Here is a 17,548-nt window from a genome sequence, read left to right as displayed (position 1 = left end):
CTGGCCGACTCGGCGCCCGCGCTCGCCGGGGCGCTGGCCGGGGCCTGCGGCGGGTACGAGGCGATCCCGGAGGGGTGGACCGCCTCGGCCCGTACGCTGGCCGGTTGTTGCCTGCCCGACCTGGCGGGCCGAGATCTGATCGAACTACTGGAGGGAATCGCATGACGCCGCTTGAGGACAGGGCCACCGGCTGCGTGGCGGGGGCGGCGGTCGGTGACGCGCTGGGCGGCGCCACCGAGGGCTGGACTTCGGAGCAGATCGTGCAGCGGTACGGGGGCCGCGTCGAGGGCATCGTGCCCCCGTTCAACGAGGACTGGCGCAACGCCCGCCCCATCGCCCCCTACCACAAGGGCGACGGCCACATCACCGACGACACCTTGATGACGCACGCCCTGATCCGCGTGTACGAGAAGACCGGCGGCCACCTGAACGCGTACTCGATGGCCGAGCACCTCGTGCCCGAGCTGATGGGCGAGCGGCGCTGGATCCCGGAGCTGGAGGCAGAGGCGCTGCCGCTGCAGCGGATCTTCCTGGCCGAGAAGTGGATCGTGGCCCGGCTGCACTACGGGCACGTCGACCCGCGTGAGGCCGGTGTGGGCAACATCGTGAACTGCGGCGCCGCCATGTACGTCGCCCCCGTCGGCATCGTCAACGCCGCCGACCCCGACGCCGCCTACGCCGAGGCCGTCGACCTGGCCGGGGCCCACCAGTCCAGTTACGGCCGCGAGGCGGCGGGCGTGATGGCCGCCGCGGTCGCCGAGGCCATGCGCCCGGGCGCGACGGCCGACTCCGTGGTGGCCGCCTGCCTGCGCCTGGCCAAGGACGGCACCAGGGCCGCCATCGAGGCGGTCTGCGAGGCCGCGGCCGGGCTGGGGCACTGGGACGGCTCGTTCGAGGCGCTGCGGGCCGCGGTCAGGCCGTACGACACGGTCGCCGACACCTACCGCGACCAGGGCCTCGGGGCTCGGCGGCCGAGCCGGGTGCACAGCATCGAGGAGTTGCCGCTGGCGCTCGGGTTCCTGGTGATCGCCAAGGGCGACTACCGCGACACCGTGCTGGGCGGGGTCAACTACGGGCGCGACGCCGACTCGATCGCCTCCATGGGCGGGGCCATCGCGGGCGCGCTCGGCGGGCTGGCCTCCGTGCCGGCGCAGTGGGTGGAGGGGGTGGGGGCCGCCAGCCGTACGGACCTGGTGGCTCCCGGCCACGCGATCGCCGGGGTCGCGCGCCGCGTGCACGCCGGCGACCTGGTACGACGCCGCGCCCACGAGTCCGCCTTCGCCGGCCTCGACCGCGCATGATCCGGCTCACCTGGGTCCAGCCCGAGGACCTGGTCGGGCATGAACTCCGCCAGGCCGCCGAGGACGGCCGCGACGCCCGCGAGATCGCCACCCGCTGGCACGCGGCGGGCGGGCACGACGCCCCACCGCGCGCCGGCGCGTCGGAACCGGGGGCCGCCCGGCTGCGCGGCCTCGCGGAGGAACTGCTGGACGACCTGGCGGCCATCCCGTCCCCGCTGCCCGAGCCGTCGGACCTGGCGGGCATCATCGCCGCCTGCCCGAACTGGCCCGCCCCGCCCGCCCGTACACCCCTTGCCGGGAACGGCGCCTCTGTCCACGGCGGCTCTGTCCACGGCGGCTTCGCCCATGACGGTGATGTGCTGTCCGGGAGGGGCGACCTGCTCGGCGCGGAGGCCGGCGGCGGGCCCGAGGCGGGTGACGGTCGAGGCGGCGTGCCGGGCGGCCGGGCCGGGGTGGACCCGGCCCGGGTGCTGGGTGCGTGGCTGGGGCGGGCGGCCGGGTGCGTGCTCGGCAAGCCCGTCGAGAAGATCCCCCGTGAAGGCATCAGGCAGATCGCCGAGGCCACCGGCAACTGGCCCATCCGGGGCTGGTTCACGGCCGAGGGACTGCCGGCCGATCTGGCCCGCCGCTGGCCGTGGAACCGCCGCAGCGCCGTCAACTCCCTGGCCGAGAACATCGACGGCATCCCCGAGGACGACGACCTCAACTACCCCCTGCTGGCCCTGTCCGTCCTGGAGCGCCACCGCCGCGCCTTCACCACCGACGACGTGGCCAAGCTGTGGCTGGACGAACTCCCCGCGGGCCGTACGTTCACCGCCGAGCGCGTCGCGTACCGCAATCTCCTGGACGGCGTCGAGCCCCCGGCCACCGCGACCTACCGCAACCCGTTCAGGGAGTGGATCGGCGCGCTGATCAGGACCGACGTCTACGGCTGGGTCAACCCGGGCGACCCGGCCACGGCGGCGGAGCACGCCTTTCGCGACGCCCGGCTCACGCACACCGCGAACGGGATCTACGGGGCGATGTTCGTGGCGGCCATGTGCGCCGCCTCGATCGTGGCCACGTCGGCGGAGGAGGTCGTGCGGGCGGGCCTGAGCGTGGTGCCGGAGGGATCGAGGCTGCACGAGGCGGTACGCCTGGCCGCCGCCGACGCCGTACGCGAGGACGACTTCGAACGCGTCATCGACCTCCTCCACGAACGCCACGGCGCCCTGCACTGGGTGCACACGATCAACAACGCCGCCCTCATCGCCGCCACGCTGATCCACGGCCGGGGCGACTTCACCGCGACGATCGCCGGAGCGGTCGCGGGCGGCTGGGACACCGACTCGGCCGGAGCCACCGCCGGGTCCCTCGCGGGCGCGCTGAACGGCGGCGTTCCCGAGCGCTGGCGCATGCGTGACAGTCTTGCCACCAGCCTGACCGGCTTCGATGGGGTGAGTCTCGGTGAGCTGGCGGCACGTACACAGGAGATGATGAAGCCATGATCTCGGTTTTCGGCAGCGCCAACATGGACCTCGTCGCGTTCGTCCCCGTGGCCCCCAAACGGGGTGAGACGGTCACCGGGCACCGGTTCCGCACCGTGCCCGGCGGCAAGGGCGCCAACCAGGCGATCGCCGCCGCCCGCGCGGGCGGCGAGGTGGCGTTCCTGGGGGCGGTGGGCGACGACGGGTTCGGGGCGGAGATGCGCACGGCGCTGGCCGAGGCCGGGGTCGAGGTGCACGGCCTGCGCCAGGTGCCCGGGCCCAGCGGCATCGCGCACATCGTGGTGGACGACGAGGGCGGCAACTCGATCATCGTCGTCCCCGGCGCGAACGGCACCATCACCGGCCCCTCCGGTGAGGACCTGGCCGCGATCGCCGGGTCGCGGGCGCTGCTGCTCCAGCTCGAACTGCCGATGGAGGCGGTCGTGGCGGGGGCGCAGGCGGGCACGGTGTCCGGCGTGCCGGTCTACCTCACCCCCGCGCCCGCCCAGCAACTGCCGGACGAACTGCTCGACGCGGTCACGGTGATCGTCCCGAACGAGCACGAGGCCGCCGCCATCACCGGCGTGACCAGGCCGGAGGACGCTATGGAGGCGCTGCTCGACCGGGTCGAGGAGGTGGTGATCACGCTCGGTTCCGAGGGCGCCCTGTACGGGTCGCGCTCGGGGTCGCGGCTGCGCGTGCCCGCGGTGAAGGTGGAGGCGGTGGACACCACGGCGGCCGGCGACACGTTCGTGGGGGCGCTGGCCGTGGCGCGGACCGAGGGCATGGACGTGCCCGGGGCCTTGCGCTTCGCCTCCGTGGCGGCGGCGCTGTCGGTGCGGCGCGAAGGGGCCAGCACCTCGATGCCGACGCGACGAGAGATCGAGGACACGCTGGGCTGACCACGGGTCTGCGGGCGTTGTGCGCGCAGGGCCACCCCCGGTGACAAACCGGTCAGGCGGGGCAGGTGGTGGCCATGAGTGAGACACCCGATGAGCTGCCGGAGGCGGTCAGGGGAGTGGACGGGGAGAGCGACGTGGTCGCCGAACGGTCCGGCTCCGTCACGCCGAAGGCGCGCCGCCCCGTGCACGCCGACCCGCCCGACGCGCAGGCCGAACCTGAGCCGGAAGAGGAACCGGACGAGGAGGAGGACGTGATCCGCCCGGACGCGGGCCCAACCGGCTGACACCCGGCCGCGACACCCGGCCACGACGCCCGGCCGCGACGCCCGGCCACGACGCCGGGCGGGTCAACGGCCGGTGTGCAGGTGGGTGAGCGTCTGCTCCAACTCGGCCTGGAGGATCCCCTCGGCCGCCGCCCCATCCCCCTCCCGGATGGCCGCCACCAGCGCGGCATGCGTGTCATGCCCAGGATTGCGATCCCGCCCCCGCAACCCGAGCAGTTCGACCACGTCGATCAACCGCCCCCGCAGTGCGGGCGCGAATTCGGCGAACAAGTCGGACAACACCGGGTTGCCCGCCGCCGCCACAACGGCCGCGTGCAGGGCGATGTCCGCGTCCACGAACGCCGCGTCGGACCCGGCCGCCGCACGCGCCCGCGCCTCCAGGGCCGACTCCAGCGCCGCCACGTCCTCCTCGGTACGCCGACCCGCCGCGATCCTGGCGGCTCGCGTCTCGACGATCATGCGCACCTCGTACACGTCGGTGATGGCGGCCCGCCGAAGCCGGGCGGGCCAGTCCTCGGCCGGCTCGGTCGCGATCACGAACACCCCCGACCCCTGCCGCGCCCGCACCAGCCCCGCCCCGGCGAGCGCGCGCAGCGCCTCGCGGACCGTCGAACGGCCCACGCCCAGGGTCTTGGCCAGCGCGTTCTCCCCGGGTAGCCGGGTGCCCACCGGCCATTCGCCCTGGGTGATCTGCTCGCGCAGGTGCTCGGTGGCCTGCTCGACCAGCGGGCTGGGGCGGAGGGAGCCGAGTGGCATGAGAATTAACCTCTCAGGTTGTCTGAGGACCTGTGGTGTGGTTACACGAGCGCGTCGAAGTGCCGCTGACCACCCGCGCGTGGCCGGAGCGGCGCCTCACCCAGGCCCCTCTGTGGGTGCCCGTCGATCTGCGCGACGGCAACCAGGCCCTGGCCGAGCCGATGGACCCGGCCCGCAAGCGCCGCATGTTCGACATGCTCACGACGATGGGCTTCAAGGAGATCGAGGCCGGCTACCCCTCCGCCAGCCAGACCGACTTCGACTTCGTCCGCCACCTCGCCACACCGGGCGTGGTGCCCGGCGACGTGAGCGTGGTGGTGTTCACGGCCGCCAGGCGGGACCTGATCGAGCGCACGTTCGCCGCCGTCGAAGGCATGTCCCGCGTGGTCGTGCACCTCTACACCGCCACCGCCCCCACCTGGCGCGACGTGGTGCTCGGCCATGACAGGCGCGAGCTGCGCGCCCTGATCGGGGACGCCGCGCAGCACGTCGCCCGCCTGGCCGGCGACCGCGACATCCGCTTCCAGTTCTCGCCGGAGGTGTTCAACCTCACGGAGCCGGACTACATCCTGGAGCTCTGCGACGATCTGACCACCCTGTGGGACGCCTCCCCGACCGGCCCGTGACCCACAACCTGCCCGCGACGGTCGAGATCGCCACCCCGAACGTGTACGCCGACCAGATCGAGTACATGCACGCAAATCTCGGCCGCAGGGACTCGGTGATCCTCTCCGTGCACCCGCACAACGACCGCGGCACCGGCGTGGCCTGCGCGGAGCTGGCCCTGCTGGCGGGGGCGCAGCGGGTGGAGGGCTGCCTGTTCGGCAACGGCGAGCGCACGGGTAACGTGGATCTTGTGACGCTGGCTCTCAACATGCACTCCCAGGGCGTCGACCCCATGGTGGACCTGTCCGACATCGACGAGGTGCGCAGGGTGGCCGAATACTGCAACCGCCTGCCGGTGCCCGACCGCCACCCCTACGCGGGTGACCTCGTCTACACCGCCTTCTCCGGCACCCACCAGGACGCCATCAACAAGGGCATGGCCCACCACGCCAAGCGCGCCGCCGAGCTGGGCGTGCCGCCGGAGCAGGCGCCGTGGGAGGTCCCCTACCTGCCGATCGACCCGGCCGACGTGGGCCGCGACTACCAGGCCGTCATCCGCGTCAACAGCCAGTCGGGCAAGGGCGGCATCGCCTACCTCCTGACCACCCGCTACGGCCTCGACCTGCCCCGCCGCCTGCAGATCGACTTCTCCTCGGTCGTCCAGCGGGCCACCGACGGCAGCGGCGAGGAGATCACCGCCGAGCAGCTCTGGGACCTCTTCCACGCCACCTACCTGGCGCCGGGGGAGACCAGCGCGCTGACGGACTGGAAGACGGTGGAGACCGGGCCGGGCGTGCACGAGTTCGACGGCACGCTGAGCAGCGGACGCCGCCTGCGCGGCACCGGGAACGGCCCGCTGTCCGCGCTGACCGCCGCGCTCGCCGCCGACGGGATCGACGTCGACATCCTGCACTACGCCGAGCACGCCCTTGACCCGGCGCGCGGCAGCAGGGCGATCGCCTACGTCGAGGCCCGCGTCGGCGGCACCACCTGCTGGGGCGCGGCCCGGGACACCTCGGTCCTGACCGCCTCGGTGCACGCCGTGCTGACCGTCGTGAACAGGGCGATCGCCTGATGTTCGAGGCCGCGGCCGTCCTGGAGACCCTGGCGGCCCTGCGGGGCCGCGAGGTCTGGATCGCGGGCGGCTGGGGCATCGACGCTCTGGTCGGCCGCGTCACCAGGACGCACAACGACCTCGACCTCCTGCACCGCGCCGAGGAGGAGCCGGCCGTGATCGCCGCCCTGGAGACCCTGGGGTACACCGAGCGCACGGAAGGCGTCGTGCCCGGCAGGCCCGCCCGCTTCGTCATGGCGGAGCCGGGCGGGCGCGAGCTGGACCTGCACCCGCTGCACTTCCGGCCCGACGGCTCCGCGCTCCAGCGGCTCGACGACCACGGCGGCGCCTTCACCTACCCGGCGGCCGCGTTCGCCGCCGGCGTGATCGAGGGCGTGCCGGTGCCCTGCCTGTCAGTGGCCCAGCAGGTGACCTTCCACCAGGGCTATCAGCCCAGGGAGCGTGACCTGCACGACATGGCGCGCCTGCGCGAGGCGTTCGGGATCGCCACTCACTTCTGAGCGGCGATCGTGCCTGACAGGTGGGCCGCGCACTCGTCGCGGTAGTAGAGCGTACGCGTGCGCAGGCGCTTCGGGTCGGCCAGCACGGCCCGGGAGACCGACGGCAGCACCGCATGGCGTACGGACCCGAACAGCCGGGCCACGTCCGCCGGGGTGGCGCCCTGGGCGCCCAGCCCCGGAGCCAGGATGGGTCCGTTGAGGGTGGTCAGCGAGTCCTCGATCTCGGGCAGCGTGGCGCCCATGACCACCCCGACGGGCCCGAACGGCGAGTGCCCCGCGTTCACGGCGGCGGCCCCCGCCAGCACCTGGCCGGCCACGAGCCGCTGCAACACGGCGGCCTCGGGGTTGGAGGTGCGGGCCAGCACGAACACGCCCGCGTCGTTGGCCACCGCCGAGGTGATCGCGCCCTCCAGCGACTCGAACCCCAGATAGGGGCTCAGCGTCACGGCGTCGGCGGCCAGCGGACTGCCCCGGTCGAGGTACGCCTCCGCGTAGGCCGCCATCGTGCTGTCGATGTCGCCCCGCTTGACGTCGAGCAGCACCAGCGTGCCGGCTTCGCGCAGGTCGGCGATGGTGCGTTCCAGGACGGCGATGCCCCGGCTGCCCCAGCGCTCGAAGAAGGCCGACTGCGGTTTGACCACGGCGGCCACGTCGGCCACCGCTTCGACGACCGTGCGGCAGAAACGCTCCAGGCCCGCGGGGGAGTCGTCGAGACTCCAGGCGTTGAGCAGGGCCGGGCTCGGATCGATGCCCACACAGAGCGGTCCGCACTCGTCGAGCCTGGCTCTCAGACGCGTCCCGAACGACTCGTTCATCTCAGAACTCCCTCACCACCGCAGGAGGCGGCCCGCGGCGGTCGTGGGCACGAATGGTTCTCCGGCGACGATATGGTACCGAGCCGCCGTTGCCTAACCGGTGCCAGGCCGAGTCTTCCGCGCGTGGCCTGGGGGGTAGATGAGCAGACATGTACGAGATCGCCCATCGGGTGCTGGCGCTGCGTACCGAGCCGCCGTGCGACGTCACGGTCACGGTCGGCCTGCCTTATGAGGAGCCCACGGGTGAGTGGTCGTGCCCGTACCGGATCGACGGGCTCGCCGGGTGGGAGCACGAGCGGAAGGTCACCGGGATCGACTCGCTGGAGGCGATCGAGCTGGCCGTGGCCATGGTGCGGGCGGCGCTGGCCGGCTCGCACGAGGCCAAGGAGGGGATGCTGGTCTGGGACGACATGCAGGGCGAGCAGCGGGCGCGGACGGTGTACGTGAGCGTCGATGGGGAGCGGAACACCGCATATATAGCGATGAAGCATGAAATCGTGCCAGGTGAGGCCATGCGTCAGGTTGTGGCCGATGATGTCGTTCTCGACTACGGCGACGCGGGGCAACTTCTGGGTGTGGAGCTCATGAACGCCTCCACGCTCCTCCCCTCCGAGATGCGGCTGTAGGAGAGCTCCTAACGCGACATCAGCCACCGCCACCGCGGCAGCTCCAGCACCACCGTCACCACGCCCAGCACGGAGACCAGCGCGGCGGCGACCGCGTGCCACGCGACCCACGCCGCCGCCACCGCCGCGACGACGTGCAGGACGACCAGCAGGATCGTCACGTAACCCGGGACGGCGACGATCACGTTCCGCCTGTCGCCCGGCGTGGAGAAGAGCGTCGGCAGCCCGATCAGGACCACGACGGACAGCACGGCCAGCGGCACGGAGTGGGGTGCGAGCGCCCAGGGGGTCGCGATCCAGGCGACCAGTTCGGTGGCGAACCGGAACGCGGACGCGACCCGATCGCCTGGACGATCACCGGCCGGATCGTCGGGGCCTTCGAGCGGGGACACCTGCGTACCCTATAGCCCCCGGGCAGTGATCAATTCCGGCAAATCGGGATAATCGCCTGTGTGAGCACTGTGACCTTCCCGCGTATCGTGGCCACCGACCTCGACGGCACCCTCCTCACCTCCACCGGCACGATCACTCCACGTACCAGGAGAGCGCTGCGCTCGGCCCGCACGGCCGGCGCCGAGATCGTCTTCGTCACCGCCAGAGCACCGCGCGGCATCCGCGAGATCGCCGAGCAGGCGGGCGTCGCCGGCACCGCGATCTGCAGCAACGGCGCCATCGTGTACGACCTGACCACCGACGAGATCACCGCCAGCAGCCCGCTCGCCCCCGAGGCGGCGCGCAAGGTCGCGGAGGCCCTCGCCCTGGCGCTCCCCGAAGTCGGCCTGGCCGTCGAGACCGGCAGGAACGTGCTCACCGAGGCCGCCTACACCAGGCGGGTCGAGTACGACGTGGCCGCCTACCGCGAGGTGAGCTCGGTCTTCGACCAGGACCAGCCGATCGTCAAGCTGCTCGCCCTGTCATCGGCGCACACGGCGGACGAGATGTACGCGGCCGTGTCGGCGGCGATCGGGAACCTGGCCGAGGTCACGTACTCGGGGCGTGGAAGGACTGCTCGAGATCAGCGCCCCTGGGGTGACCAAGGCGGTTACGCTCGACCGGCTCTGCCGGGAGCGGGGCATCGGGGCCGCCGAGGTGGTGGCGTTCGGGGACATGCCCAACGACCTGGCCGTGCTGCTGTACGCGGGCGCCGGCTACGCGATGGCCAACGCCCACCAGCGGGTGTTGTCGGCGGCGGAGCACCGCACCCTCTCCAACGACGAGGACGGCGTGGCCGTGGTGCTGGAGAACCTCCTCGGCTGAGACAACCTTCTCGGCTGGGAGAACCTCCTCGACTGAGCCAGCCTTCTCGACTGAGCGAACCCTCCTCGGCCGAGGATGCCGAGTGCCCGCCCACCCCCGGGGGGCGGGCACGTACGGTCTCACGCGTCGTCGTCCGACACGCGCGAAGCGCCGTCGCAGGAGGCCGGCGACTTGCTGAGCAGCGACAGCAACCCGCCGCACGTGGTCACCGGCAGCGACACCGGCTCGACGATCTCGTCATTGAAGATGATCACGTCGCCGATCAGGGAGGGGCCGCTCTTCGCGGGGGCGTCGTCGGCGTACGCGCTGGGACAGCCCAGCAGCGCCACCGCGAACCCCGCGAGCACGGCGCCCTTCCCCCTCATCGGTTTCTCCTCCCGCGACACCGCCACGCCCACCGGTTCCCGGTCAGGCGGCCATCCGCTCCTGCGGCATCTCCGCAGGCCGCTGCTCCCCATTGCCGGTGACCTGCTGCGGACGCCCGTTCTCCATGATGCGGTCGATCAGGGCGAGCGCCAGCGCCGAGACGACGAAAGTCAGGTGGATCAGGGTTTTCCATATCAACTCCCTGTCGGTGATGGACGGTCGTGCGGCGTTGATGAAGATCTGGAGGAGGTGGATCGAGGAGATGCCGATGATCGCCATGGCGAGCTTGACCTTCAGCACGTTCGCGTTGACGTGGGACAACCATTGGGGCTGGTCGGGATGGCCGTCGATGCGCAGCCGCGAGACGAACGTCTCGTAGCCGCCGATGATGACCATGATGAGCAGGTTGGAGATCATCACCACGTCCACGAGGCCGAGGACGATCAGCATGACGGTGGTCTCCGCAGGGGTGCCGCCGAAGCCGAGGTGGGCCAGGTGGGCCAGCTCCACCATGAAGCGCCAGACGTAGACGACCTGGGCGACGATCAGCCCCAGGTAGAGCGGCGCCTGGATCCACCGGCTGAGGAACATGATGTAGCCGACGCGCATGAGTGGTGTCCGCCGCCCGGTCGGCGTGTTCTTGGCGACGGACAGTTGCGCGAGGCGCACTAGGACGTCAGGACGTTGATGTGCTGGACATAGGTATGGACGTCGACGAGCGGCGGGTCGCCGGAGCCGAGGGCGTCGAGGAGAGCGGGGGGCGCGCCGTACGCCAGCGCGAGGACGGCGATGGCTGTCAGGACTCGGACCTTCAACGGAACTCCTTGTTGCTGCTCTTCAATGGGGGGATCGGGCGACGCCCCCGAGGGGGCGCCGCCCGTACCGATGTCGAGGGGTGGTCCTGTTCCGATGGGTCAGGGAGCGAGGCAGTGCGTCCCCGGGACCGCGGCCGCGGGTTCGGCGAGCACGGCCGGGTTGGCCAGTTCGGCGGCGGCGGCCGGGTCGGCCAGCGCCGTGAGGTCGGAGGGGGCACCGGCCAGACAGGTGGCCACGCCGAAGGGGTCGACGACGGCCTGTGCGGCGGGGGCGGCGAGCAGCGCCAGGCCGGCCGCGGCCACGGCGGCGGCGGCGATCCGGCGGGGTGCGAAGAGCATGAAACCTCCTGGGTAACGGTAATGAACAACCCTCGACTTGCTACCCAGAGTAGTGGTTCGGTAACACTCGGCTTAAGTAAAGTGTGCCGTGTGACTCAGGAGGCCGCTGAGCGGTCCTGGGCGGCCACGACCTCGTCGGCGTGGTCGAAGGCCCACTCCCCGAACGCCTCGATCGGGCCCAGCAGGGATCGGCCCAGGTCGGTCAGCTCATACTCGACCCTGGGCGGGGCCTCGGCGTAGGTGCGGCGCGCCACCAGGCCGTTGTGCTCCAGGCGGCGCAACGTCTCGGTCAGCACCTTCACGCTGATGCCGCCGATCTCCTCCCGCAACCGCCCCGGCCTGCGCGGACCGTGCCGCAACGACCAGACGACGACCGCGTTCCAGGTGTTGGCCATCAGGTCGAAGGCGAGCCTGGCCTGGCAGTCGGCGAGGAACAACGTGGCCCTCCGTTAGGCACCGAATGGTGTGTGACGGGTTGTCTACCGTCCTTGTGTCAAGTAAAGCCCCTTCAAGACGGAGGACGTACATGAGGGTCGGGATTCTGGGCGCGGGCAACATGGCGGACGCGCTGGGAACACAGTGGGCCGGGGCGGGACACGAGGTGATGGTCAGCGGGCGGGACCTGGCCGGGAGCACGGCCCGAGCGGCGAAGATGACCGCGCAGGCCGGGGCGAGGGCGGTGCGGGCCGGGAGCTTCGCGGAGGTGGCCGGGTTCGGGGACGTCGTGGTGGTGGCCGTCAGGGAGGAGGGGCTGCGCACCACCCTCCAGGACGCCGGTGCGGCGCTGCGCGGCAAGCCGCTCATCGACGTGACCAACGCCGCCGGCCCCGACAGGTACGATCCCACGCGCCCGCTCGCCCGGCTGATCGGCGACATCACGGGCGGTCACGTGGTGAAGGCGTTCAACCTGTGCCACGTGGACGTCTGGCGGATGACGCCGCCGGTGTTCGACGGCCGCCCGCTGGCCGTACCCCTGTGCGGCGACGACCCGGCGGCCATGGAGGCGGCACGCACGCTGACCGCGGACCTCGGCTGCACCCCGGTGAACGGCGGGGGACTGGAGCGGGCGATGTTGCTGGAGGCGACGGCGGCGTTCATGATCGGGCTGTGGTTCGGCGGCGCCGACGCCCAGGCCGTCCTGCCGCCCCTGGCCTCCTCGGGAACGCACCAGCCGGCCTGATCGCGGCGTACGACCGGCGGTGTAGTGGCGATCGCGACGGCCGGCGGATGCCATCCGGGAGCCGCGGCACGATCCTGGAGACCTTTCGTCGAGGTCAAAGGAGAGGTCCAGTGGTAACCGAGGTCGCCAAGGGGACCGGGTACGCGACGGCGTTCAAGGTCGTCACCGTGCTCAACACACTGGCCGTGCTCGCCCAGGCGGTGACGGCCGGGCAGCTCATGAGCGGAGGAGCGGCGAGCCTGCACGGAACGGGCGCGGGAGTGGTGCACGCGCTGGGACTGGTGCAGCTCATCGCGGCCGTCCTGCTGTGGCGTCCGGGCCGGGGAGCGGGCTGGCCGGCCCTGGCCGGCCTGGCGGTGCTGCTGCTCGGGTTCGTCCAGTCGGCGATGGGCGGCTCGGGGACGCTGGCCGTGCACGTGCCGCTCGGGATGGCGCTGTTCGGGCTCAGCGTGTGGCTGCTGGTGTGGTCCTGGCGCCGCTGACCCCTCCGTACGGGCGGGCGGGTCAGGACGGGTGGCGGGCCAGGTGGTCGGCGTGGCGGATGGGCTCGGGCAGGCGGTAGTGCGCGGCCAGGTGAAGGACCTGGCTCGTGGCGGTGTCCAGGGAGATGCGGTGGCCCTGCGAGACGTACACCGGTTTGACGCCCGGCTGCGTGCGCAGTGCCCGGCCCACCGTGGCGCCCTCGTGCAGGATCGGGGTCCAGGCGCCGCGTTCCTGCTCCGGGGGCTCGTGGGTCCCGACGAACGGCGTCTTGCCCACTCCGAGCGACGGCAGGCCGGTCAGCACGCCCAGGTGGCAGGCCAGGCCGAAGCCGCGGGGGTGGGCCAGGCCGTAACCGTCGCAGACCAGCAGGCCGGGTGTCACCGTGAGCAGTTCGAGCGCCGTCACCAGGGCGGGCAGCTCGCGGAAGGCGAACAGGCCGGGCACGTACGGGAAGGCCGCCTTGCCGTACGCCACCACCTGCTCCACCGGCGCCAGCGTGCCGGCGTCGAGGACGACCACCGCGGCCGTCAGCTCGTCGTCGCCGTGGTAGTGCACGTCCAGGCCCGCCACCAGCGTGAAGGCGGTGGGGCCCGTCAGTTCGACGTGCCCGCGGAGGCGGTCCTGGATGGACTCCGCCTCCGCGACGGTGGAGGGCCAGGGGTGAAGCTGCTTCACATGCACCCGGTCTAAGGTATGTGTTCGGTACGCCCTGTGTCGTCCCGGTATCCGGGACCGGGGTGGCGGGTCCTTCGCCCAGATCCGGGTTCTGTAAGGTCTGCCCACGTGAGCGATGTCCTGGTGGTCGTTGGACCCGGTGTCGTGGCTGATTCCGGGTTGCTCGCGGAGATCGCCGGGCGCGAGTTCGCGGCGCTCGGCGTGCGGGGTGGGCTCGTGCGTGCCCGCGACGCCGCGCACCTGCGGAGCCTGGTGCGGGAGGCCGGTCCGGCGGTCGTGGTGCCGGGGCCGTCGCAAGAGGCACGGGCGCTGATCGGGCAGTCGCCCGGGGGCGCGGTGTGGGTGGACATCGAGCGGGTGCCGGGGGCCGGGCACATCCACGGGCGCGGGGTCGCCGGGGTGGCTTGGGGGATCCGGCACGCGGTGCACCGGGCGCGCCATCCGGGGGTGTGCCGGATCGCCTACGGTCCGTCGCCCGAGCAGTGGGGTGAGCTGTACGTTCCCGAGGGCTCGGGGAAGGCGCCTGTGGTGGCGCTGGTCCACGGCGGGTACTGGCGGTCGAATTGGGCGGCCGACCTCATGGAGGGGATCTGCGCCGACCTGGTGGGGCGGGGGTTCGCGGTGTGGAACCTCGAATACCGTCGCCCGGACCTGCACGGCTGGCCCGCGACCACCGCCGACCTCGCCGCCGGCCTGTCAGTACTCCACAGCGCCGACCTCGCCGCCGGCCTGTCAGCGCCCTACGGGGCCGATCTCGCCGCCGGCCTGTCAGCGCCCTACGGGGCCGATCTCGCCGCCGGCCTGTCAGCGCCCTACGGGGCCGATCTCGCCGCCGGACAGGCAGCGCTCCACGGGGCTGATCTCGCCGCCGGTCAGGCGGCGCCCCGCAGAGCGGACCTCGCTCCGGGATCGGCCGCTTTGCATCCCTCGCTCGACCTGGACCGGGTCGCCGTCGTCGGGCATTCGGCGGGCGCCCAGCTCGCGTTGCGGGCCGTGGCCGACGGAGCGCGGGTGGCCCTGGCCGTGTCGCTGGCCGGCGTACTCGACCTCGTCGAAGGCGACCGCAGGTGGCTCAGCTCCGGCGCGGTCGCCGCCGCCCTCGGCACCCACCCGTCCACCGGCCCCGGCCCCGGCCCCGGCCCCGGACACGGACCCGGCCCAGGCTCCGGACACGGCCCAGGCTCCGGACACGGCCCAGGCTCCGGACACGGCCCAGGCCCAGGACCAGGCCCCGGACACGATCCAGGCCCCGGACACGGACCCGCGACCGGTTCCGGACCCGGGATCGGGGCTGCCGCCGGGCCCGCAGCCGGGGTTGACGGTGTTTATCTCGCCGCGTCGCCCCTTCTCCGGCTTCCCCTCGGCGTTCCTCAGCTCATCGTCCAGGGCGCCGCGGACGACCTGGACCTGGTCGACTTCAGCCGCCGGTACGCCGACGCCGCCCAGCAGGCAGGCGACGACGTGACGTACCTGGAGATGCCGGGCGACCACTTCGACGTCATCACCCCCGCCACCCCCATCTGGCAGGCCACCGCCCAAGCCATCACCGACGCGCTCACCTGGACAGAGCCCCGGAAGCAGAGCGCGCCTCGGTGACCAGGGCGGCGAAGCGGGTCGTCACCCGGCGCCAGATCGGCGTGGACACCGGCTCGTCCGCCACCGCCCGCGCGTAGACCTCGGCGGGGTCGAAGCCGTTGGCCCGCCACTCCCTGATCCGCTCCGGCCCCACCTCCGGATGGAACTGCACCCCCCACGCCCGCTCACCCACCCGAAAAGCCTGGTACGGGCAGCGCGCGGTCTCAGCCAGGTGGACGGCCCCGAGCGGCAGCCGGGTGACGGCGTCCTTGTGGTGCTCGACGGCGGGCACCACCGGCGGCAGGCCGTGGAAGAGGGGGTCGGCGGCGGCCTCGGGGCGGATCGTGACGGGCAGGCTGCCGTTCTCCGGCACGCCGGTGTCGCCCGTCACCTCACCCCCCGCCACCTCGGCCAGCATCTGACCGCCCAGGCAGATGCCGAACACCGGCACGCCCTCCTCCAGCGCCTGCCCCATCAACCGCCGCGCGTCGCGCAACCACGGCGCCCGTGAGTCGTCGCCCGGCAGGTAACCGCCCCCGAGCATGAGCATGGCGTCGTGGCCGAGGCGGCCGGGCAGGGGAGCGCCCTCGTGGGCGAGCACGACGTCCAGCGCGTGCCCGGCCTCCTCCAGCCAGCCGCCCACCCGGCCGGGCCCGCCGCTCCTGCTGTTCTGGACGACGAGAATGTCAGCCATCGTAGGCCTCCCCCATGAACTCGAGAATGCGCTCGTCCACGTCCGCCACGCGGGTGAGCTTGAAGAAGTGCCAGACGCGGCCGTCCGGCATCGGGAACGTCCTGGCGATCAGCGGGTGCTCGACCCGCCGGGGCAGCACCAGGGCCAGGGACAGGCTGCGGGCCTTCGGGCGCACTTCGGCGAACTTGTGCTCGCTCTTGAGGAACACCCCCACCCGCACGGCGTCCTCGTGGACCGGCCCCATCCCCTCGAGCAGCCGGTCGTAGATCTCCCGGTAGAGCGGCGGGTGCGGCGCGAACGTCTCCTCCACCGTGCAACCGGGCACGCACACGTGCGACTGCCGCGCCCGGGCGAACTCCCGGTCGCACTGCGGGCATCTCCACCGGGTCACGGCAGGTTGGCGGCCCTGGCGGTGTGGCGCAGCAGCAGGGCCGTGGTCACCGGGCCGACGCCGCCGGGCACCGGGGTGAGCGCGCCCGCCACCCGCGCGACCGCCTCGAAGTCCGCGTCGCCGGTCAGCCCGCCGTCGTCGGTCGGGTTGGTGCCGACGTCGATCACCACCGCGCCGGGCGCCACATGGCCGGCCCCGATCAGCCCGGCCCGGCCGACGGCCGCGACCAGCACGTCGGCCTGGGAGGTGACGGCGGCCAGGTCACGGGTGCGCGAGTGGCAGACGGTGACCGTCGCGTGCCGGTCGAGCAGCAGGTGGGCGAGGGGTTTGCCGACCACCGTCGAGCGGCCGACCACCACGGCCCGCCGCCCCTCCAGCTCCACCTCGTAGTGGTCGAGCAGCGCCATCACGGCCGCCGCCGTGGCGGGCGGGAACGCGGGCAGCCCCGCGGCCAGGCGGCCGAGCGACAGCGGGTTGGCGCCGTCCACGTCCTTGCGCGGGTCGATGGCCCCGGCCAGCTCCTGCGCGGAGGCGCCGGGCGGCAGCGGGGTCTGCAACATGACGCCGTGCACGTTGGGGTCGGCGCAGAGCCTGGCCAGCGTCTCGCCGATCTGCTCAGGCGCGGCCTCGGGCCCCAGGTCCACCAGGTCGCAGGCGATGCCCACCCCGGCCGCCGCCTTGGCGATCGAGCGGACATACCACAGGCTGGCCTCGTCGGCCGTGGCGACCACCACGGCCAGTCTCGGCGGCGGCCCGGCCGCGGCCTCGGCCTGCGCCTGGGCTCTGATCGCGGCGGCCAGGTCCTTGCCCGTCAGCGTCTTCACGGGTTGATCTCCTCGCGTACCTCGGCGGTGACCCAGTCTGCCCTGGCCACGGCCGCGTCGACGCCGGAAAGGCGGATGTTCAGCTCCTCGCGTACCCGCTCGTCCTTGATGCCGCCCATGTTGATCTCCACGTTCACCCTCGCCGTCGTGAGGGCGGCGCGCGCGGCCTCCGCGGCGGCGGCCACGTCCGTGACGACGTTGCGGTTGCCGATCGGCAGCAGCAGCTCACAGAGCTCGACCAGGCGGGTGGCGGCCTCGACGACCCTGGCGGGCGGCTCGGCCGCGCCGGCGAGGGCCCTGGCGATGGTGGCGGCGCGCTCCTCGCCCTTGGGCAGCCGGTAGGCGTCGGTGACCGCGGTGAACGCCGCCGCGTCCTCCTCGGCCAGCTTCAGCGCCCGCGCCCGCACGGTGTCGGTCTCGGCGATCACGGCGACGATGGTCTCGGCGTGCTCGGTGTACTTCTCCCCGGTGCTGTAGCGGGCCACCATGCCGAGCAACGCGGCGGCCTGCGCCGCGTGCAGGGCCGCCGTGGCGCCGCCGCCGGGCGCGGGCACCCGGTCGGCCAGCTCGGCCAGGAAATCGACGATCTTCAAGTCGCGCATGGCGGCATTCTGCCAG

General features: G+C 72.8%; 23 protein-coding genes and 2 pseudogenes. 12 read left to right on the top strand and 13 right to left on the bottom strand.

The annotated features are described in order from the left end of the window. The first annotated feature begins 161 nt into the window (after nucleotides 1–161). The 4 genes from ACFPZ3_RS66305 to ACFPZ3_RS66290 all read left to right on the top strand — a co-directional run bounded on the left by ACFPZ3_RS66305 (nucleotide 162) and on the right by ACFPZ3_RS66290 (nucleotide 3,953). Nucleotides 162–1,301, top strand: coding sequence for an ADP-ribosylglycohydrolase family protein (locus tag ACFPZ3_RS66305; protein ID WP_379524627.1), 1,140 nt, complete (start codon nucleotides 162–164; stop codon nucleotides 1,299–1,301). Then, on the top strand, nucleotides 1,298–2,788 hold the full coding sequence (locus ACFPZ3_RS66300) for an ADP-ribosylglycohydrolase family protein (RefSeq protein ID WP_379524626.1): 1,491 nt from the start codon (nucleotides 1,298–1,300) through the stop codon (nucleotides 2,786–2,788). Before ACFPZ3_RS66305 ends, ACFPZ3_RS66300 begins: the two co-directional genes overlap by 4 nt. After that, nucleotides 2,785–3,669, top strand: a complete 885-nt coding sequence (rbsK, locus tag ACFPZ3_RS66295; RefSeq protein WP_379524625.1) for a ribokinase — start codon at nucleotides 2,785–2,787, stop codon at nucleotides 3,667–3,669. The genes ACFPZ3_RS66300 and rbsK overlap by 4 nt, the downstream gene beginning before the upstream one ends. 74 nt (nucleotides 3,670–3,743) lie before the next feature. Further along, the gene (locus tag ACFPZ3_RS66290) at nucleotides 3,744–3,953 is read left to right on the top strand and encodes a hypothetical protein (protein ID WP_379524624.1); all 210 of its coding nucleotides are present in this window, start codon (nucleotides 3,744–3,746) and stop codon (nucleotides 3,951–3,953) included. Between the two features lie 63 nt (nucleotides 3,954–4,016). Here ACFPZ3_RS66290 and ACFPZ3_RS66285 read toward each other — a convergent pair whose 3' ends face one another. After that, nucleotides 4,017–4,709, bottom strand: coding sequence for a FadR/GntR family transcriptional regulator (locus ACFPZ3_RS66285; protein ID WP_379524623.1), 693 nt, complete (start codon nucleotides 4,707–4,709; stop codon nucleotides 4,017–4,019). Between the two features lie 32 nt (nucleotides 4,710–4,741). Between ACFPZ3_RS66285 and ACFPZ3_RS66280 the strand changes: the two are divergent. Continuing rightward, a pseudogene (locus ACFPZ3_RS66280) lies at nucleotides 4,742–6,390 on the top strand (2-isopropylmalate synthase). Continuing rightward, nucleotides 6,390–6,890 (top strand): nucleotidyltransferase domain-containing protein, encoded by a 501-nt coding sequence (locus ACFPZ3_RS66275; RefSeq protein WP_379524622.1) that lies wholly within the window; start codon nucleotides 6,390–6,392, stop codon nucleotides 6,888–6,890. Before ACFPZ3_RS66280 ends, ACFPZ3_RS66275 begins: the two are co-directional and overlap by 1 nt. On the opposite strand, the gene pyrF is transcribed toward ACFPZ3_RS66275, so the two are convergent. After that, entirely contained in the window at nucleotides 6,881–7,705 is an 825-nt protein-coding gene (gene pyrF / locus ACFPZ3_RS66270; RefSeq protein WP_379524621.1) for an orotidine-5'-phosphate decarboxylase, read from the bottom strand. The two genes, ACFPZ3_RS66275 and pyrF, sit on opposite strands and share 10 nt — an antisense overlap. A 149-nt stretch (nucleotides 7,706–7,854) precedes the next feature. On the opposite strand from pyrF, the gene ACFPZ3_RS66265 reads away from it, so the two are divergent. Continuing rightward, nucleotides 7,855–8,331 (top strand): DUF2283 domain-containing protein, encoded by a 477-nt coding sequence (locus ACFPZ3_RS66265; protein WP_379524620.1) that lies wholly within the window; start codon nucleotides 7,855–7,857, stop codon nucleotides 8,329–8,331. An 8-nt stretch (nucleotides 8,332–8,339) separates the two neighbouring features. Here ACFPZ3_RS66265 and ACFPZ3_RS66260 read toward each other — a convergent pair whose 3' ends face one another. Then, nucleotides 8,340–8,723 (bottom strand): hypothetical protein, encoded by a 384-nt coding sequence (locus tag ACFPZ3_RS66260; protein WP_379524619.1) that lies wholly within the window; start codon nucleotides 8,721–8,723, stop codon nucleotides 8,340–8,342. A gap of 60 nt (nucleotides 8,724–8,783) precedes the next feature. On the opposite strand from ACFPZ3_RS66260, the pseudogene ACFPZ3_RS66255 reads away from it, so the two are divergent. Further along, nucleotides 8,784–9,269: pseudogene (locus ACFPZ3_RS66255) on the top strand (HAD family hydrolase); the annotation flags it as partial. 58 nt (nucleotides 9,270–9,327) lie between these two features. After that, nucleotides 9,328–9,588 carry an HAD family hydrolase gene (locus ACFPZ3_RS66250; RefSeq protein ID WP_379524618.1) on the top strand — a complete coding sequence of 87 codons (261 nt, stop codon included), beginning with the start codon at nucleotides 9,328–9,330 and terminating at the stop codon, nucleotides 9,586–9,588. 119 nt (nucleotides 9,589–9,707) lie between these two features. Here ACFPZ3_RS66250 and ACFPZ3_RS66245 read toward each other — a convergent pair whose 3' ends face one another. The 5 genes from ACFPZ3_RS66245 to ACFPZ3_RS66225 form a co-directional block, all read right to left on the bottom strand. Next, nucleotides 9,708–9,953 (bottom strand): hypothetical protein, encoded by a 246-nt coding sequence (locus tag ACFPZ3_RS66245; protein ID WP_379524617.1) that lies wholly within the window; start codon nucleotides 9,951–9,953, stop codon nucleotides 9,708–9,710. 43 nt (nucleotides 9,954–9,996) lie between these two features. Next, on the bottom strand, nucleotides 9,997–10,623 hold the full coding sequence (locus tag ACFPZ3_RS66240; RefSeq protein ID WP_379524616.1) for a TIGR00645 family protein: 627 nt from the start codon (nucleotides 10,621–10,623) through the stop codon (nucleotides 9,997–9,999). After that, entirely contained in the window at nucleotides 10,623–10,769 is a 147-nt protein-coding gene (locus ACFPZ3_RS66235; protein WP_379524615.1) for a hypothetical protein, read from the bottom strand. The genes ACFPZ3_RS66240 and ACFPZ3_RS66235 overlap by 1 nt, the downstream gene beginning before the upstream one ends. 99 nt (nucleotides 10,770–10,868) lie before the next feature. Then, the gene (locus tag ACFPZ3_RS66230) at nucleotides 10,869–11,108 is read right to left on the bottom strand and encodes a hypothetical protein (protein ID WP_379524614.1); all 240 of its coding nucleotides are present in this window, start codon (nucleotides 11,106–11,108) and stop codon (nucleotides 10,869–10,871) included. Between the two features lie 95 nt (nucleotides 11,109–11,203). Then, nucleotides 11,204–11,545 (bottom strand): winged helix-turn-helix transcriptional regulator, encoded by a 342-nt coding sequence (locus tag ACFPZ3_RS66225; protein WP_379524613.1) that lies wholly within the window; start codon nucleotides 11,543–11,545, stop codon nucleotides 11,204–11,206. Between the two features lie 89 nt (nucleotides 11,546–11,634). On the opposite strand from ACFPZ3_RS66225, the gene ACFPZ3_RS66220 reads away from it, so the two are divergent. Further along, entirely contained in the window at nucleotides 11,635–12,288 is a 654-nt protein-coding gene (locus ACFPZ3_RS66220; protein ID WP_379524612.1) for an NADPH-dependent F420 reductase, read from the top strand. 110 nt (nucleotides 12,289–12,398) lie between these two features. Beyond that, nucleotides 12,399–12,770: a hypothetical protein gene (locus ACFPZ3_RS66215; protein ID WP_379524611.1), complete on the top strand. Its 372-nt coding sequence runs from the start codon at nucleotides 12,399–12,401 to the stop codon at nucleotides 12,768–12,770. A 22-nt stretch (nucleotides 12,771–12,792) separates the two neighbouring features. On the opposite strand, the gene ACFPZ3_RS66210 is transcribed toward ACFPZ3_RS66215, so the two are convergent. Then, complete coding sequence (locus ACFPZ3_RS66210; RefSeq protein ID WP_379524610.1) at nucleotides 12,793–13,452, bottom strand: endonuclease V; 660 nt, start codon at nucleotides 13,450–13,452, stop codon at nucleotides 12,793–12,795. A 102-nt stretch (nucleotides 13,453–13,554) separates the two neighbouring features. Here ACFPZ3_RS66210 and ACFPZ3_RS66205 point away from each other — a divergent pair, with 102 nt between their 5' ends. Then, nucleotides 13,555–15,042 (top strand): alpha/beta hydrolase family protein, encoded by a 1,488-nt coding sequence (locus ACFPZ3_RS66205; RefSeq protein WP_379524609.1) that lies wholly within the window; start codon nucleotides 13,555–13,557, stop codon nucleotides 15,040–15,042. On the opposite strand, the gene ACFPZ3_RS66200 is transcribed toward ACFPZ3_RS66205, so the two are convergent. From ACFPZ3_RS66200 to ACFPZ3_RS66185, 4 genes are read right to left on the bottom strand one after another with little or no spacing between them, the layout of a single operon-like run. Then, the gene (locus tag ACFPZ3_RS66200) at nucleotides 15,002–15,715 is read right to left on the bottom strand and encodes a type 1 glutamine amidotransferase (protein ID WP_379524608.1); all 714 of its coding nucleotides are present in this window, start codon (nucleotides 15,713–15,715) and stop codon (nucleotides 15,002–15,004) included. The two genes, ACFPZ3_RS66205 and ACFPZ3_RS66200, sit on opposite strands and share 41 nt — an antisense overlap. Continuing rightward, nucleotides 15,708–16,106 carry a DUF5655 domain-containing protein gene (locus ACFPZ3_RS66195; RefSeq protein WP_379524607.1) on the bottom strand — a complete coding sequence of 133 codons (399 nt, stop codon included), beginning with the start codon at nucleotides 16,104–16,106 and terminating at the stop codon, nucleotides 15,708–15,710. Before ACFPZ3_RS66195 ends, ACFPZ3_RS66200 begins: the two co-directional genes overlap by 8 nt. Further along, a complete protein-coding gene (locus ACFPZ3_RS66190) occupies nucleotides 16,103–16,930 on the bottom strand; it encodes a bifunctional 5,10-methylenetetrahydrofolate dehydrogenase/5,10-methenyltetrahydrofolate cyclohydrolase (RefSeq protein WP_379524606.1) in 828 nt (275 codons plus the stop codon). The genes ACFPZ3_RS66195 and ACFPZ3_RS66190 overlap by 4 nt, the downstream gene beginning before the upstream one ends. Continuing rightward, nucleotides 16,927–17,532, bottom strand: a complete 606-nt coding sequence (locus ACFPZ3_RS66185; protein ID WP_379524605.1) for a cyclodeaminase/cyclohydrolase family protein — start codon at nucleotides 17,530–17,532, stop codon at nucleotides 16,927–16,929. The genes ACFPZ3_RS66190 and ACFPZ3_RS66185 overlap by 4 nt, the downstream gene beginning before the upstream one ends. Between the last annotated feature and the right edge of the window lie 16 nt (nucleotides 17,533–17,548).

It is taken from the genome of Nonomuraea insulae, assembly GCF_042656245.1.
Note: the sequence above shows the minus strand (reverse complement) of the source record. Positions and strands in the feature narration are given on the sequence as shown.

What these genes read in the sequence shown, in the direction of transcription:
- ACFPZ3_RS66305 (WP_379524627.1), top strand. Translation starts at nt 162, where the DNA reads ATGACGCCGCTTGAGGACAGGGCCACCGGCTGCGTGGCGGGGGCGGCG.
- ACFPZ3_RS66300 (WP_379524626.1), top strand. Translation starts at nt 1,298, where the DNA reads ATGATCCGGCTCACCTGGGTCCAGCCCGAGGACCTGGTCGGGCATGAA.
- rbsK (WP_379524625.1), top strand. Translation starts at nt 2,785, where the DNA reads ATGATCTCGGTTTTCGGCAGCGCCAACATGGACCTCGTCGCGTTCGTC.
- ACFPZ3_RS66290 (WP_379524624.1), top strand. Translation starts at nt 3,744, where the DNA reads ATGAGTGAGACACCCGATGAGCTGCCGGAGGCGGTCAGGGGAGTGGAC.
- ACFPZ3_RS66285 (WP_379524623.1), bottom strand. Translation starts at nt 4,709, where the DNA reads ATGCCACTCGGCTCCCTCCGCCCCAGCCCGCTGGTCGAGCAGGCCACC.
- ACFPZ3_RS66275 (WP_379524622.1), top strand. Translation starts at nt 6,390, where the DNA reads ATGTTCGAGGCCGCGGCCGTCCTGGAGACCCTGGCGGCCCTGCGGGGC.
- pyrF (WP_379524621.1), bottom strand. Translation starts at nt 7,705, where the DNA reads ATGAACGAGTCGTTCGGGACGCGTCTGAGAGCCAGGCTCGACGAGTGC.
- ACFPZ3_RS66265 (WP_379524620.1), top strand. Translation starts at nt 7,855, where the DNA reads ATGTACGAGATCGCCCATCGGGTGCTGGCGCTGCGTACCGAGCCGCCG.
- ACFPZ3_RS66245 (WP_379524617.1), bottom strand. Translation starts at nt 9,953, where the DNA reads ATGAGGGGGAAGGGCGCCGTGCTCGCGGGGTTCGCGGTGGCGCTGCTG.
- ACFPZ3_RS66230 (WP_379524614.1), bottom strand. Translation starts at nt 11,108, where the DNA reads ATGCTCTTCGCACCCCGCCGGATCGCCGCCGCCGCCGTGGCCGCGGCC.
- ACFPZ3_RS66220 (WP_379524612.1), top strand. Translation starts at nt 11,635, where the DNA reads ATGAGGGTCGGGATTCTGGGCGCGGGCAACATGGCGGACGCGCTGGGA.
- ACFPZ3_RS66200 (WP_379524608.1), bottom strand. Translation starts at nt 15,715, where the DNA reads ATGGCTGACATTCTCGTCGTCCAGAACAGCAGGAGCGGCGGGCCCGGC.
- ACFPZ3_RS66185 (WP_379524605.1), bottom strand. Translation starts at nt 17,532, where the DNA reads ATGCGCGACTTGAAGATCGTCGATTTCCTGGCCGAGCTGGCCGACCGG.